Raw genomic sequence first — 16,036 nt, forward strand, 5'->3', positions numbered from 1 at the left:
GGGGGTGCGTTGGTCGTGTTGGGGGGGTGTCGTCTTTTGGTTTGTTCCCTTCTTTTTTTTTCCCTGTCTTTTTTTTGGGTGGGGGGGGGGGGGGGGCGGCCGGGGCGCCCCCCCCGACCAGGTCGCTACTCGTCGCCGTAGACGGCCAGGTACGCGTCGGTGTAGTGCTTGCGGGCCTCTTCGCCGCCGTTCTTGAAGTACGTCTCGACCATCTCCGGGATGGAGGAGAGTTCGGCGCGCCCGTAGGCGATGTCCGACTGCTGGTCCCAGAGGGTGGTGCCGGCGGCCTTCGCAGCGGCGGGGGCCTCGATGCGGATGCCCTGGAAGGGGGGCTCCACGACGTACTGCTGGATCGAGGCGTTGTACTCGAAGCGGGCGGCGACCATGTCGGGGTCGCCGGTGAGGAACGTGTCGACCTGGGCGAACGCCTTGAAGTTCACCGGACCCTGGACGACCTCGGGGCCCGCCCCGATGTACGTGGGGTTGCCGGCGGCGTCGAGCTCGAAGTGCTCGCCTTCGACGCCGTACTGGAGCAGCTGGTACTCGGTGGTGCCGTACGGGGCGGCGCACCAGTTCGCGACGTCGAGGATCTCCTCGACCTGCTCCTTGGAGAGGTCCTTGTTGAGGAAGGTCCAACCGCCGATCCCGGCGGACAGCGGCACCATGGGCGTGCGGCCCTTCGCGGCGAGCGGCGGGAGCGGGGCGACCGCGCCTTCGGCCTGGCCGTTCTTGACCTTGAGGTTGTAGTCGTTCCAGCGGACCAGGTTGTCCTGAGTGAACATGACCTGCCCGGCCTCCTGCATCGCGGCGGCGTCGAGGGTCCCGGTCGGAGCGTCGGGGTGGATGAGCCCTTCGTCCCAGAGCGTGCGGCGGAACTCCATGAGTTCGGTGAACTCGGGCTTCTCGATGTTGTTGATCATCTTCTTCTGGTCGGGGTCCCAGTTCCAGCCGTCGACGCCGCCCAAGCCGAACCACTGGCCGATGAACCAGTCGAGGCCCACGAAGGCCCACCTCGAGTCGGTGGTCCAGGCGCGGGAGACCTCGAGGAGCTCTTCGACCGTGGTCGGCATCGCCAGGCCCTCGGCCTCCAGGAGGTCGGTGCGGGCGAGGATGCCGTTGCCCTGACCGCCGCTGTAGGTCATCGGGATGGCGTAAATGCCCGCGGTCTCGGGGTCGCTCGGGTCCTTGGACCACACGGCCTGCCCCCACGAGTCGGTCGGGAGGGCGGCGAGGAGCGGCCAGCGCTCGGCGATGTCGCCCTGCACGATCTCGGTGAGGTCGTAGAAGGAGTTGACGACCGTTTCCTGGAAGTTGGCGAAGGACCCGGTCATGTAGTTGAACAGCTGGATGCCGTCGCCGTACTCGTTGGCCTTGACCCACTGGACGGCCGTGTCGCCGTAGGTCATGCCGTCGCCCTGGCGGATCTTGACCGTGGTGCCGCCCCAGGCCTCGGCGCACTTCGCGAAGTAGGGGTCGTCCTGCGCGGGCGGGGTGCCCCAGCACGGGATGGTGATCTCGTAGGTGCCCTTGCCGGAAGGCAGGTCGGTGATGGCCTGGACCGGCGTGGGGTACGAGGTGAACGCGGACGGGTGGTGCGGCGGCTCGCCGACCAGGTCGGGCTGGACCGGGAGCGGCCAGTCCTCGTGGGTGGGCAGGAAGTCGAAGCCTTTGCTGTCCTGGGTGGAGCCGCTGTTGGACTTGATGTCGGAGCAGGCGGCGATGACCGGGAGGCCCGCGGCCCCCGCGGCCCCGAGCCCCGCGGCCTTGAACAGGGAACGGCGCTTGAAGGGCGCCCGGTCTGAGGGATTGGTCATGTCGCTGAACCTCGTTGTCGCGAAGGGATAGGGAGTCGACGCAGGTCGGGCGTATAGAGGTATGTGTATGCCTGACCTGGTGCGATGTACGGTACGCAGACGCGCTCGAGTTTGTCAACTAATGAAACGAAGTTGTTGCGCACGGTCGGGCGGCAAACTGCCGGGAAGCAGACATTCGGGGGCATAGATCTGATGAATACGACTTGGATACCGTTGTCAGTGAACAAACCTAGGAGACGCAATGGAGCAGAACCGGCCCGCGACCGCGGCCCCGCTCAGCGGCCTGGAGCGCAGCACCCTGCGTGAGCTGCTGATCCACGGACCGAAGTCCCGCGCGGAGATAGCCCGGGAGCTCGGCATGTCGCGCGCGAGCCTCACCCGGGTCACGCGCACGCTCATCGAGCAGGGCCTGATCGCCGACGGTCCCCTCGAGCTGCGCGGGGCCACCGGCCGGCCCAGTGAAGTCCTGCGCATCCGCCCCGAGGGCCGGCGCTTCCTCGGTGTCAAGCTCACCAGCGACCGGCTCTTCGCCGTCGTCACCGACCTCGCCGCGGAGGCCCTGGCCGCCTACGACGAACCGCTCGTCTCGCAGTCGGTGGAGGACACCGTCGAGCAGATCGGCGGCGTCTACGAGCGCCTGTCCGCCGAGCATGCCGGCATCGAGGCGGTCGGGATCGGCCTCGCCGGGGACGTGGTGTCGAAGGGCGGGCAGCAGATCCTGCTGGAGTCGCCCTTCCTCGGCTGGCGCGAGGTGCCGCTGGCCGAACTCGTCAGCGCGCGGGTGGGGCTGCCCGCCACCGCCGAGAACGACACGCGCGCCCTGACCGCTGCCGAGCACTGGTTCGGCGTCGGCGCCGGATACGAGTCGATGGTGCTCATCACCGTCGGCACCGGCGTCGGCGTCGGCATCGTGGTCGACGGGAAGGTCGTGACGGGCGCCAACGGCAAGGCCGGGAACCTCGAGCACCTGCCGGTCGAGCCGACCGGGCCGCGCTGCGACCGCGGGCACCGCGGCTGCCTCGCCTCGTACCTCGCGAACGCGGCGATCGTCGGCGCTCTGCGCACCCCGGGCCTGGACTACGCCAGCGTCCTCCAGCTCGCCCGCAACGGCGACCCCGCCGCCCGGCAGGCGTTCCGCGACGCCGGGCACGCCCTCGGCGTCCTCGCCGCGACCCTGGCGAACACCATGGACCCCGAGAAGATCGTCATCACCGGCGACGGCATCGCGGTCACCGAGCTCGCCCGCGAGGAGCTCGACGCCGCGATAGCGGCCAACCGGCACCCCGACGGGGCCCCGATCGCCCTGGACATCCAGCCGTTCGAGTTCGACGAATGGGCCAGGGCCGGGGCCGTGCTCGCCATCCGGGACTACCTCCGGTTCTAATCCATGCTCCCAAACTTAGTTTCAACAATTGACAAACTCCTCTGGCTTGCCGATACTTGGACGGCCCCGCACCCGTCCACCGAGGAGTCCGCATGACCGAACCGCCAGCCGTCGCCGAGGCCCCCCACCTCCGGCAGATCGTCCCGGCGCCCGACGCCGACACGGGCCTCGGCCCCGACGAAGGCGGGAAGACCCGGATGCTCTGGGGCGGTGGCGTCTCCGTGGTCGTGCACCTGCCCGAGCAGGGCCTTCCCGAAGTGCTGCACTGGGGCCGCGACCTCGGCGACCTCGGCCACAGCGACTTCGAGCAGATGCGCCGCGCCCGCACCCGCTCCGTCTCGCCCAGCGCGCTCGACGCCCCCTGGCCCCTCACCCTCGTCCCCGGAGAGCCCGACGGCTGGGAGGGCCGCCCCGGGCTGGCCGCCCACCGCGCCGGCCGCATCCAGCATGTGCGGTGGACCGTCGCCGACGCCGGCTTCGAGACCGACGTCGACACCGGCACCCTCCACGTCCGGGCCGAGGCCCCCGGCCTTCTCCTGCGCAGCGAACTGCGCCTCGACGACGCCGGCGTCCTGCGCATCGCCCACGAGATCGTCAACACCGCCGAAGAGGCGCTGTCCCTGGCCGCCTTCGAAGCGGTGATGCCCGTCGACGACCGGGCCGCCGACGCCCTCGACTTCACCGGCCGCTGGACCCGCGAACGCGCCCCCCAGCGCGGCCCTCTCGCCCAGGGCAGCCGCGTCCGCGAGACCCGCCGCGGCCGCACCGGCCACGACTCGCCTTTCGCACTCGTCCTCGGCACCCCCGGATTCGACAGCGCCGCAGGCGAAGTCTGGGCCGTGCACCTCGCCTGGAGCGGCGACGCCGTCTACCGCCACGACGCCCTCCCCGAGGCCCGCACCCTCCTCGGCGCCGGGCCGCTGCTGCGCCCCGGCGAGATCGAACTCGCCCCGGGCGAGTCCTTCCGCACCCCCGACGCCGTGTTCGTCTGGAGCGACAAGGGACTCGACGGCCTCGGCGAGCGGGTCCACCGCTCCCTCCGCTCCCGGCCCTCGCACCCGCGCGAGCCCCGTCCCGTGGTGCTCAACACCTGGGAGGCGGTCTACTTCAAGCACGACCTCGAACGCCTGGAGGCGCTGGCGCGCACAGCCGCCGAGATCGGCGTCGAGCGGTTCGTGCTCGACGACGGCTGGTTCCTGGGCAGGCGCGACGACTCCGCCGGGCTCGGCGACTGGACGGTCGACCCGGGCGTCTGGCCCGAAGGGCTGCACCCGATCGTGCGCACCGTGCGCTCCCTCGGCATGCAGTTCGGTCTGTGGTTCGAGCCCGAGATGGTCAACCCCGACTCCGACCTCGTCCGCGAGCACCCCGAGTGGCTGCTCCAGCCCCCGTCGACGCGGGCGTGGCGCGGCCAGTACGCGCTCGACCTCACCCGTCCCGAGGCGTTCGAGCACCTGCTGAAGTCGATCTCCGCGCTCGTGAGCGAATACGGGCTCGACTACATCAAGTGGGACCAGAACCGCGACCTCATCGAAGCCGTCCACGACGGCCGCGCGAACGTCCACAAGCACACCGCGGCGGTCTACCGGCTGCTCGACCGGCTCCGGGCACTGCATCCGAAGCTGGAGATCGAGTCGTGCGCCTCCGGCGGCGCCCGCGTCGACCTCGGCGTCCTCGACCGCACCGACCGGGTGTGGGCCTCGGACACCAACGACCCCCTTGAGCGCCTTGCCATCCAGCGGTGGACGGAGCTGCTGCTGCCGCTCGAGCTCATCGGCTCCCACATCGGCCCGCCCACCGCCCACACCACCCACCGCGCCTCGGGCCTCGACTTCCGGATCGCGACCGCGCTCTTCGGCTCCTTCGGGATCGAATGGGACATCACCTCGTGCACGCCTGAGGAACTCGACCGGCTGCGCCGAGCGATCGCCTGCTACCGCCGCCTCCGCGGGCTCCTCCACACCGGCACCGTCAGCCACTTCGACACCGGCGACGACGGGACGACCGCGACCGCGGTCCTGAGCGAGGACCGCACCCGCGCGGTCGTGCGCGTCGCCCGGCACGCCACCGGGAACCGCGCCCTCGCCACCTCGCTCCGCGTCCCCGGCCTCGACCCTGAAGCGCGGTACCGGGTCGCGCCCGTGCCCGAGCTGCAGGCGCCGCGCGGGCTCGACGAGGTCCCGCCGCCGTGGCTCTTCCAAGGGGCGCTGCGCCTGCCCGGCTCGGTCCTCGCCGACGTGGGCGTGCAGCTCCCGCTGCTGGCGCCCGGCGAAGCGCTCGTCCTCGAGATCGCGACCGGCGGCTGAACCATATGAATTGATGAATATCGATGGTTGACGCGCTCTGGGAGCGATGCCATAATTCGGACTGATATGACGTCACACATGTGACCTCATGCCCTCCGTTCCGCTGACACGTGCACCGTCGCACGAGAAACGGCCCTCCCATGAACGCGTCAACCTCGTCCCCGCCGCGGCCTTCCCTTCGCGGCCTCCTCCTCGCCCTCTTGTCCACACTGGTGCTCGTGCCGGTCGCCGTCCTCACCGGGGCGTCGCCCGCGGCGGCCGACACCAGCCAGTTCCGCGGCTTCAACTGGGCCGTGCTGGGGGACAACTTCGTCGAAGGCCCCCTCGTCCTGGACCGGCTGAGCCAGTCCGACAGCTACGACACCGTGCGCGCCAAGGCCGACGCCATCTACGCCGACATGGCCGCGACCATGGGCGCCAACACCGTCCGGCTCCCCGTCAACACGCACACCGTCGGCACCACCTGGTGGAACGCCTACCGCGGCACCATCGACGCCGCCACCGCCCGCGGCTTCAAGGTCATCCTCGCCTACTGGGAGGACGGCGCGGCCTCGGGCGGGCGCATCACCAACATGAACGCCTTCAACACCATGTGGAACACCGTGACCTCCCAATACGGGTCCAACTCCCTGGTGTACTTCGAGCCGATGAACGAGCCGCACGGCTACAGCTCGACCGATTGGCGGAACCTCGCGGCCTCGTGGATCAGCGCCCGGCCCTCCATTCCCAAGGACCGCATTCTCATCGGCGGCACCGGCTTCAGCCAGGACGCCAAGCCCATCTGCGCCGACCCCCGCCTCAACGGCACGCTCATCTCCTTCCACCACTACGCGTTCTTCTACGGCACCAAGGACTACGCCGGGTGGGTGCAGAGCGTCCGCGACCAGCTGGGCTCGTGCGGCCCGCGAGCGGTCCTCACCGAGTTCGGCTCGCCCATGAACGACGGCCGCAACTATGCCAACGCCGCCAGCACCGACAACTTCGTGCGCTACCTCCGCGCGGTCACCGACGTCGCCCGCGAGCAGCGCATGGGCTCGACCTACTGGCCCGGCCTCGGCGGCAAGACCGGCTCGATCGGGTACGACTGGTACTCGATGTTCGCCGCGAGCGGCAGCGGCACCGCCATCGACCTGACCATCCGCAACGCGTCCGGCGCCGACCGCATCCGCCACGCCTGGGGCGACACGATCGGCGGCGGCCAGACCACCGACATCGTGAACCGCCTGTCCGGCAGGTGCGTCGACGTCGTCGGCGGCTCGACCGCCGACGGGGCCGAGATCATCCAGTACGACTGCCACGGCGGTGCCAACCAGCAGTGGACCCTGCGCGACGCCGGCGGCGGCTATGTGCAGATCGTCTCCGCCGCTTCGGGCAAGTGCCTCGACATCTCGGGCGCCTCGACGGCCGACGGGGCCAGGGCGATCCTGTGGACCTGCGGCAGCGGCGCGAACCAGCAGTGGCAGCGCCGCGACGCGGGCGGCGGCAACGTCCAGCTCGTGGCCCGCCACTCCGGCAAGTGCCTCGACCTCGTCAACGCCGGCACCGCGAACGGCGTCCGCCTCCAGCAGTTCACATGCGGCACCGGCGCCAGCCAGCAGTGGACGTTCTGAATCTCTGAACCTCTGAACCTTGAGCCCCGCCGTGCGTCCACCTCGCACGGCGGGGCTTTCGCGGGCCTACACCGACCGTTTGTCACGACGAGAAACCAACTAACGGGAGCGTCGCGACGGACGGTAAGCCTTGGCCGCCAGCGCGATGGCGAGCGCTTCAAGTTTTGTCCTCAATGTCGGTTTCATCGGCATGCAAAATGCCTTGGAGACCGCTTACTTGGTTTCGCATGTTGACAAACTCACCGGACAAGCTTTACCGTTCAACGGTCGAGCAGAGATCTACATTCCTCGATGCATCCCCAGACACTTTCCTGAACCCATTCCCCTGCAAGGAGTCTCGATGAGTCCAAGCACTGTCCACAGACGGCGATTGCGCCTCGGCGTGATCGCCGGTGCCGCCGTCACCGCACTGTCCGCGGGTCTTCTCGGCGCGGTGAGCGCCCAAGCGGCCCAAGGCTGCCAGGTCGCCTACGACGTCACCAGCGAGTGGCCGGGCGGTTTCATCGCCGACGTGCAGGTCACCAACCTCGGTGAGCCGGTCGACGGCTGGAGCCTCGAGTGGACCTGGCCCGACGGCCAGCGCGTCACCAGCATCTGGAACGCGAAGCACACCGGCGCGGGCGACACCGCCAAGGCTGAGAGCCTGGGCTACAACAAGAAGATCGCCACCGGCGCCACGACCTCGTTCGGCTTCACCGGCTCCTGGTCGGGTGAGAACACCGACCCGACCGAGTTCCGCCTCAACGGCCGCCTCTGCGACGGCACCACCGGCGAGCCCACTGAGACGCCCACCGGCGGCCCGCAGGAGTGGGACAACGCCATGGACCAGGTCGCGGACATGGAGCCGAGCACGAACATCGGCAACACGCTCGACGCGCTGGGCGGCGAGACCGCCTGGGGCAACCCGATGATCACCGAGGAACTGCTCCAGACCTACAAGGCCGAGGGCTACAACTCGATCCGCCTGCCCGTCACCTGGGACGAGTTCACCGGGCCGGGTCCGGACTACACGATCGCGCCCGAGCGCATGGAGCGCGTCGCGCAGGTCGTGGACTGGGCTCTGGAGAACGACCTCCAGATCATGATCAACCTTCACCACGACTCGTGGATGTGGCTCGACGAGCTGCCGAACGACCACGACAACGTGATGGCCAAGTTCGAGGCGATGTGGACGCAGATCGCGACGCGCTTCAAGGACTACCCGGAGGGGCTGTCGTTCGAGAGCAACAACGAACCGCAGTTCGTGGGTGCCGAGAACGACTTGGGCGACCCGTACAACGAGGAGCTCAACCGAGCGTTCTACGACATCGTCCGCGGCACCGGCGGCGGCAACGCCGACCGTCTCCTGGTCATCCCGACGCTCAACACCAACGCCGCGCAGGAGCGCCTCGACCCGGTCAAGGCCATGATCGACAGCTTGAACGACGACATGGTCGCCGCGACGATCCACTACTACGGGTTCTGGCCGTTCTCGGTGAACGTCGCCGGGTACCCGACCTACGAGGAAGTGTCCCAGGCGGACCTGGCGGGCGCCTTCCAGCGGACGCACGACACCTTCGTGGCGAACGGCATCCCGGTCATCGTGGGCGAGTGGGCGATCCTGAACTACGGCGTGACCGGTCCCGAGGTGGTCGAGTACGGGGAGATGCTGAAGTTCTTCGAGGACCTGCAGTTCCAGGCCCGTCAGTACCACTTCACGACGATGATCTGGGACGCGATCCAGTTCCTCAACCGCAACACCCTGCAGTGGCACGACCAGTACCTCCAAGACCGGATCTCCTCCAGCTGGACGACCCGCTCGGGTGCGACCTCGTTCGACCGGATCTACCTCGAGAAGGCCGGCACCATCGGCGACGTGTCGCAGACGCTCGACCTCAACGGCCTCGAGTTCGAGGGCCTGTGGCACGGGAACACGCAGCTCGTCGAGGGCACCGACTACACGCGCTCGGGTGACACGCTGACCTTCAAGGCCGCCACCCTCACCCGCCTCGCGGGCGACCGGGCCTACGGCACCAACGCCACCATCGAGGCCCGCTTCTCCGCGGGCGTCCCGTGGCGCATCAACATCATCACCTTCGACCAGGCCGTGCTCTCGGACGCGACCGGGACGAACTCGCTCGTCATCCCGACGCAGTTCAAGGGCGACCGCATCGAGCAGATGGAGGCCCACTACGCGGACGGCTCCAACGCCGGACCCGCCTCCTGGACCCCGTTCCAGGAGTCCAACGTGAGCTGGCTGCCGAACTACAACGGCGGCACGATCACCGTTCCGACCTCGTTCGTGAACGCGATCAGGGACGGCGAGCCCGTCACGATCACGTACCACTTCTGGGGCGGCGAGTCGGTCGACTACACCGTCGTCAAGAACGGCACGACCGTGACCGGAACGGCCTCGTAACCATCGCGCAAGGACACCAGCGCGGCCGCCGGGCCGGAGCGCACCGCTCCGGCCCGGCGGTCCCCGATCCCCGAACTCCGAACCCTTCAAGGAATCCCACTCTCCTGACAGGAGTCTTGAGATGACACCAACCCCTGTGCGCCGCCGGAGGCTGCGGATCGGCGTGCTCGCCGCCGCCACCGTCGCCGCGCTCACCGCCGGACTGTTCACCGCCGTAGGGGCCCAAGCGGCCCAAGGCTGCGAGGTCGACTACAAGGTCACCGGCCAGTGGTCCGGCGGATTCAACGCCAACGTCGAGGTCACCAACCTCGGCGACCCCATCGACGGCTGGGCCCTCGAATGGGAGTGGCCCGACGGCCAGCGCGTCACGAAACTGTGGAGCGCCAAGGACGAGAGCAAGGCCGACGCGGCCAAGGTCGAGGCCCTGGGCCACAACGCGAAGCTTGCGACCGGCGGCTCGACCTCGTTCGGGTTCACCGGTTCCTGGACCGGCGCCAACACCGCCCCCGCCGAGTTCCGCCTCAACGGCCGCCTCTGCGACGGGACCGTCGGCGAGCAGCCGACCTGGGACAACGCCGAGGAGCAGGTCGCGGCCATGCAGCCGGGCTGGAACATCGGCAACACCCTCGACGCCCTCGGCGGCGAGACGAACTGGGGCAACCCGTTGATCACCGAGGAGCTCCTCCAGACCGTCAGGGCTGAAGGCTACAACTCGATCCGGCTCCCCGTGACCTGGGACGAGTTCACCGGCCCGGCCCCGGATTACACGATCGCACCGGAGCGCATGGAGCGCGTCGCGCAGGTCGTGGACTGGGCCTTGGAGAACGACCTCCAGGTGATGCTGAACCTCCACCACGACTCGTGGATGTGGCTCGACGAGCTGCCGAACGACCACGACAACGTGATGGCCAAGTTCGAGTCCATGTGGGCCCAGATCGCGGAGCGGTTCAAGGACTACCCGGCCGAGCTCTCCTTCGAGAGCAACAACGAACCTCAGTTCGTGGGCAAGGAAGGCGATGCGGGCGAGCCCTACAACGAAGAGCTCAACCGCGCCTTCTACGACGTCGTCCGGGCCTCGGGCGGCGGCAACGCCGACCGGCTCCTGGTCCTGCCGACGCTGAACACCAACGCCGAGCAGCCGCGCCTGGACCCGCTGAAGACCATGATCGAGGGCCTCGACGACGACATGGTCGCCGCGACGATCCACTACTACGGGTTCTGGCCGTTCACGGTGAACATCGCCGGTTTCACCACCTACAACGAGCAGGTCCAGCAGGACCTCGCCGGCTACTTCCAGCGGGCGCACGACACCCTGGTGGCGAACGGCATCCCGGTGATCGTCGGCGAGTGGGCGGTCTTCAACTACTCCCACTGGGCGCCTGAGCGGATCGAACAGGGGGAGATGCTGAAGTTCTTCGAGGACCTGCAGTTCCAGGCCCGCGAGAACGAACTGACGACGATGCTGTGGGACGCCGGCCAGTTCCTCAACCGCGAGACCCTCGAGTGGCGCGACCCGTACGTCGCCGAGCACCTTCGGACGGAGGTCACGTCGCGTTCGGGGACCACCTCGTTCGACCGGATCTACCTCGAGAAGGCCGGCATCATCAATGACGAGTCGCTGACGCTGAACCGCAACGGCCTCGAGTTCGAAGGCCTGTGGCACGAGGACAAGAAGCTGAAGGAGGGCGCCGACTACACGGTCTCGGGCGACACGCTCACCTTCACCGCCGCCGCGCTCACCCGCCTCGCGGGCGACCGCGAGTACGGGGTCAACGCGATCGTCGAGGCCCGCTTCTCGGCCGGAACGCCCTGGCGGATCTACATCAAGACCAACGACCGGCCCGTGCTCTCGGACGCGACCGGGACGACGACCGCCGCGTTCAATATCCCGACGGAGTTCAAGGGCGACAACCTCGCCACCATGGAGGCCAAGTACGCCGACGGCACCAACGCCGGCCCCGCCTCCTGGACCCCGTACCAGGAGTTCGGGCACAGCTTCATCTACGACTACGAAGCGGGCACGATCATCCTCAACACCGCGTTCCTCGAAAGCCTCAAGGAGGGCGAGCCCGCCACCCTCACCTTCCACTGGTGGGGCGGGGAGACCATTGTCTACACGGTCACCCGGACCGGCACGACCGTGACCGGCACGGCCTCCTAGGCACCGTTCATCCCCCACCACAACGAGAACCGCCGGGCCGGAGCAGCTGCTCCGGCCCGGCGGCCTTGTCCGCTGGGGGTCTACGCCTTGATCAAACCGGCGATCGCGTCGGCGAGACCGGTGGCCGCGGTGTCCACCTCCTGCTGCGAGGCGCCCTTCCCGTCCTTCGCGGCCTGGGCGGCGTCGCGCGCGGCGACCAGCGCCGCCCACGAGTCCGCCGTCCAATCGGCCTCGTTCAGCGCCGCCGCGTCGCCCAAGAGGACGTCGAGCGCCGTCTTGTCGACGACCTTGACCAGGAACTCGAGCTCAGCCACGTTGCAGTAGCCGTTGCCGCCGCTGATGCGCAGCGCCCCATAGCTCACGGGCTCCGCCAAGGCGACCGTGTTCCAGCCGCGCACCGGGGTTCCGGTGTTCGCGAACGCGGTCCAGTTCGCGCCGCCGTCGTTCGAACCGTCGATGGACATGTTGGTCGCGCGGTTCACCGAAGCGTCCTTGGGGAAGTACCTGATCCCGACCACCTCGAACTCGGTCCCGTCGGTCGGGAGCACGGTGTTCGTGCACGACTTCGTGGTGGTGTCGGTCCAGGTGCCGGGGTCCCCGTCGAACATGCGCCAGCCGTTGTCGGCCGCGTTGAGCGTGCCGTCCCAACTCACGGTGCTCGCGGTGACCCAGCTCCGGTCGAACGCGGCCGGCGCCTCGGTCACCAAGGGGTCCAGGAGCTCCCACGCGTCGATGAGCCGCCGCGCGAGCGCCTCCTCATCGGCGCCCGGTTCCTCTCGGGCCTCGCGGACCGCGGCCACTTCGCGCGGGAAGAGGAGCCGCGAACCGCGCGTGTACGCCTCCAGGTCGACGGCGTCGGCCTGCTCGAGCACGGTGTCGAGGTCGCCCCCGACATCGCCGAAGAGCCTGAACTCCGAGACCGAGACGGCGTACCGGTTGCGCAGCCGCAGGTACCGGTACGGAGTCTCGTCTCCGGACTCCAGGTTCTGCCAGTCGTAGCCGCGGAACGCCGGTCCCGTCAGGGTCGTCCAGTGCTCGAGGTCGTTGGAGCCCTGGAAGACCATGGTGTCGATGAGGCCCGGGAACCTGGTGTCCTGGTTGATCAGGAAGTCGACGCGGTCGAGCTCGAGCCCGCGCCCCTCCCCGAAGTCCCAGGTCACGTGGTACTCGCCGGTGGTCCCGCTCAGCGCGCCGATGGAGTTCACCTTGCCGTCGAGCATGAGCGCGGCCTGCGCCTCCCGGGTGGCGTCGGGTGCGCCGCTGTCGTCCACGACCTCGGCGAACGTCGCCGGGTCCACCAGATTGCGATCATCGGAGAAGTACACGCGGCTGAAGTCGGTCGTACCGAGCACGCTCGGCGCCGCCTCGCCGCCGATGCTGTAGTCGATGCTGAACGGGACGTCGCCCACGGGGGTGTCCTCGCCGAGCTCCAGGCTCGCCCTCCACGAAAGCCCGTCCTCGCTGACCGCTTCGACCTGGTGGCCGCCGATCTCGACCGCCACATCGCCGATCGGCTCGTCGCTCTTGAAGGCGAGCTCGGCGGTGTCACCGGCCGTCACCCGCTCCCGCAGCGCGCCAGGCGAGGTGAAGGACGCAGTGTCGATCGCGCCGGGCAGTTCGGTGCGCTCGCCCATGATGTGGAACTCGTCGACGATCCAGATGCCCGGGTACGCCGGGTCGTTCGGCAGCGCGGGCTCGTCGACCTGCAGCTTGAGGAACCGGTACTGCTCCCCGCGGTGCTCCTCGACGACCGGGATGTGCTCCCAGCTGTTGACCTCCGCGGTGGGCCGCTCCGAGAGCAGGTCCCACTCGATCCCGTCGTTCGATCCGTACACGTTCGTTCCGGCCGAGCGCATCGCGAACGCGTACGGCCCCTGGAACCAGAACTCCTCGGCCGCGACCCGGAACCGGGTCCCGAAATCGAGCACGAACGAGGTGTGCAGGATGTTGCCGGTGTGGTCGGGGCCGACGATCCTGTCCACCTGGACGGGCGTGGCGTCGTGCGGAGTGACCATGCCGCCGGAGATGTCCAGCCCGCCGTCCGCGAGGCGCGGGTTCAGCAGCCGCATGCCGTCGACCGTGTCGCGCAGCGCGTCGAGCGCGGTCAGGAACGCCTCGTCAGTGCCCGATTCGGAGGCCTCCTTGGCCTCGTCCAGGGCGGCGTCGAAGCGGGCCGCGCTGGCGGTCTCGTAGACCGCGTCGGGATCGTAGACGTCGGCCAGGAGGGCGTCGATCGTCTTGGGGCGGTTGGCCGCGACGACGAGTTCGAAGGTCCGGCTCGCGACGGTCTGGCCGTCGTCGGCGAAGATCCGCACCTCGTGCCGGCCCCGGTCGGCGTCGCCGGGGGTCCAGACGAGGTCCCCGGTCGCGGTGTCGAAGGACGCGTCCTCGGGCAGGCCCTCGGCCGTGTAGGTCACGCCCCCGCCGGTGTCGACGGCCTTGACGTCGATCGTCCGCTCCATGTTCGCGGCGAGGTAGAGGGTGCCGTCGGCCTGCGGGAACTGCGGCGGCGTCAGGTCCTTCGCGCCGGTGGTGACCACCTTTTCCATGTCCACTGTGGTGCCGTCGGCGCCGGTGAGCCGGAAGTAGTTGATCGGGTTGCCGGTCATCGGGTAGGCGAAGTACCGCCACTCGCCGCCGGTGTCGGGGAGGTCCTGCACCGCCAGGGTGCTCTTGGGCGCCTCATGGGGATTGAGCCCCGACGGCTCGGGGTTGCGGAGCACTTCCAAGTGCGCCGGCCCGTCGCTGCGGTACTTCAGGCCGAACACGGCGCCCTGCGCGAACTCCAAGCGGGACATGGCCGTCGTGGTGCCCTCGTCGGTGAGGCTCGCGCGCGCGAACGTCACGCCGTCCTCGGTGACGAGCTCGGTGCGGTCGTCGAGCATGAGCCCGGCCTTCTCGAACCGCCAGGCGGGGTCCTCTCGCGGCGGCTCCGGCTCGGTCCCGGCCAGCTCCTCGGGGAAGGCGACCCAGTACTCGGGGTTCTTGTCGCCGGGACCCCAGAAGTTCGCCGTGGTCGAGGCGCCGCGGGTGAAGATCGGGCCGTCCATGCGGGACGCGAGGCGAGCCAGCCACGGCGCCTCCGCCTCCACGTCGACGCCGCGCTCGATCTTGTACTCGTAGTACAGCTCCGCCACCGAGATCGTGTTGAAGATGCGGCCGCGGTAGGCCTGCGAGACGGTGCCGAACCAGTCCTCGCCGCGCTCGTCGACCCACGGCATCCAGCCGCCCTGCATGTACTTGTAGAACTGCTCGGCGCCTTGGAGGAGCCGCTGGTCCAGGAAGTCGTAGGCGGAGACCGCGTCCTCGGCGGTCGACACGGTGCCGTCGACCGGGTCGACCTTGGTGCCCTGCAGTTCGAGCATTCGCGCGAGCCCGGCGAAGTTGTCGATGTTGCACTCGCCGTGGGCCTGGTCGCGGCCCATCTCGCGGACCTGCACGAAGTCGTACCCGTACGGGTTGATCGGGTCGTCCGCCTCGATGAGCGGCATCTGCGCGGCCATCGAGCCGTTGTCGTAGGCCGTGTCGCCCTCGTTGACGGTGTACCACTCGACGCCCTTGGCGTAGCCGGCCGCGTCGTCCGAGTAGATCGCGGTCGCGATCCGTCCGAAGAGGCCGAAGTTGTGCTGGTTCATCCAGTGCGTGTTCAGGGCCAGGAACTCTTCGAGGACGGGGTTGGCGAAGTTGCCCAGCAGCCGCTCGTCGTCCTCGGCGCTCCACACCACGTTGTAGCCGTCGTGCTGCCCTGGGGTGTCGTCGTCCGCCGGTTCGGTGGCGCGGATGATCTCGGCGGCCATGAGGAACTGGTAGAGCGGGTGTCCGGTGTGGATGTGCGCGTCGGGGAAGTACGTGTAGCCGTCGGGGTCCATGTCGGCCCAGACCCGCAGCGCCTGGATCGCGTTCTTGCGGTAGACCTCGTTCCCGGTGTTGACCCACATGAGGGACTGGGTGAGCGCGCCGAAGGAGTCGTTGGTCTCGCGCCCGCGCATCCCGGCGTTGTCGAAGATCCGGGTGCGGGCCTTGTCGGGCTCGGCCGCGGACAGGGCGTTCGAGGCCCGCCAGGTCGTGGAGGCGAAGCCGGTCTTGGTCATGGCGTCGAAGTACGACGCCCACGGCTCCTGGCCGGAGCGCACCATCTCCTGGGTCGTCCGCAGGTCGTCGGCGGAGAGGCCGATGCCGGGGTGGACGAACCCGGCGTCGCTCACCGTCTCGTTGACGGCGACCACATGATCGGTGATGAGTCCGGAGGGCTCGGCGGCCGGGGCGGGCGAGGCCGCCACCACCATGCCGGCCGCGAGCGCCAGTGCGGCGGCCGCGGCGGTCGGCCAGGGCCGTCCTCGGGGTCTGGTCTGCTTCATCGCAG

At 69.1% G+C, this 16,036-nt stretch carries 7 protein-coding genes; 5 read left to right on the top strand and 2 right to left on the bottom strand.

The window, feature by feature from the left end; genetic code table 11:
• Nucleotides 1-125: 125 nt before the first annotated feature.
• Nucleotides 126-1,814 carry a hypothetical protein gene (locus tag AB0K52_RS11165; RefSeq protein WP_363529571.1) on the bottom strand — a complete coding sequence of 563 codons (1,689 nt, stop codon included), beginning with the start codon at nucleotides 1,812-1,814 and terminating at the stop codon, nucleotides 126-128.
• Between the two features lie 241 nt (nucleotides 1,815-2,055).
• Between AB0K52_RS11165 and AB0K52_RS11170 the strand changes: the two genes are divergently transcribed.
• From AB0K52_RS11170 to AB0K52_RS11190, 5 genes are all read left to right on the top strand, one after another.
• Nucleotides 2,056-3,198 carry an ROK family transcriptional regulator gene (locus tag AB0K52_RS11170; protein WP_363529574.1) on the top strand — a complete coding sequence of 381 codons (1,143 nt, stop codon included), beginning with the start codon at nucleotides 2,056-2,058 and terminating at the stop codon, nucleotides 3,196-3,198.
• A 92-nt stretch (nucleotides 3,199-3,290) separates the two neighbouring features.
• Entirely contained in the window at nucleotides 3,291-5,504 is a 2,214-nt protein-coding gene (locus AB0K52_RS11175) for an alpha-galactosidase (RefSeq protein ID WP_363529577.1), read from the top strand.
• Between the two features lie 140 nt (nucleotides 5,505-5,644).
• Entirely contained in the window at nucleotides 5,645-7,114 is a 1,470-nt protein-coding gene (locus AB0K52_RS11180; protein ID WP_363529580.1) for a ricin-type beta-trefoil lectin domain protein, read from the top strand.
• 340 nt (nucleotides 7,115-7,454) lie between these two features.
• Nucleotides 7,455-9,512, top strand: a complete 2,058-nt coding sequence (locus AB0K52_RS11185) for a cellulase family glycosylhydrolase (RefSeq protein WP_363529583.1) — start codon at nucleotides 7,455-7,457, stop codon at nucleotides 9,510-9,512.
• A gap of 121 nt (nucleotides 9,513-9,633) precedes the next feature.
• On the top strand, nucleotides 9,634-11,673 hold the full coding sequence (locus tag AB0K52_RS11190; RefSeq protein ID WP_363529586.1) for a cellulase family glycosylhydrolase: 2,040 nt from the start codon (nucleotides 9,634-9,636) through the stop codon (nucleotides 11,671-11,673).
• Between the two features lie 80 nt (nucleotides 11,674-11,753).
• Here AB0K52_RS11190 and AB0K52_RS11195 read toward each other — a convergent pair whose 3' ends face one another.
• Nucleotides 11,754-16,031: an Ig domain-containing protein gene (locus tag AB0K52_RS11195; RefSeq protein ID WP_363529589.1), complete on the bottom strand. Its 4,278-nt coding sequence runs from the start codon at nucleotides 16,029-16,031 to the stop codon at nucleotides 11,754-11,756.
• Nucleotides 16,032-16,036: the final 5 nt, after the last annotated feature.

The sequence above is a fragment of the Glycomyces sp. NPDC049804 genome, from assembly GCF_040674615.1.
GTDB lineage: Bacteria > Actinomycetota > Actinomycetes > Mycobacteriales > Micromonosporaceae > Glycomyces > Glycomyces niveus.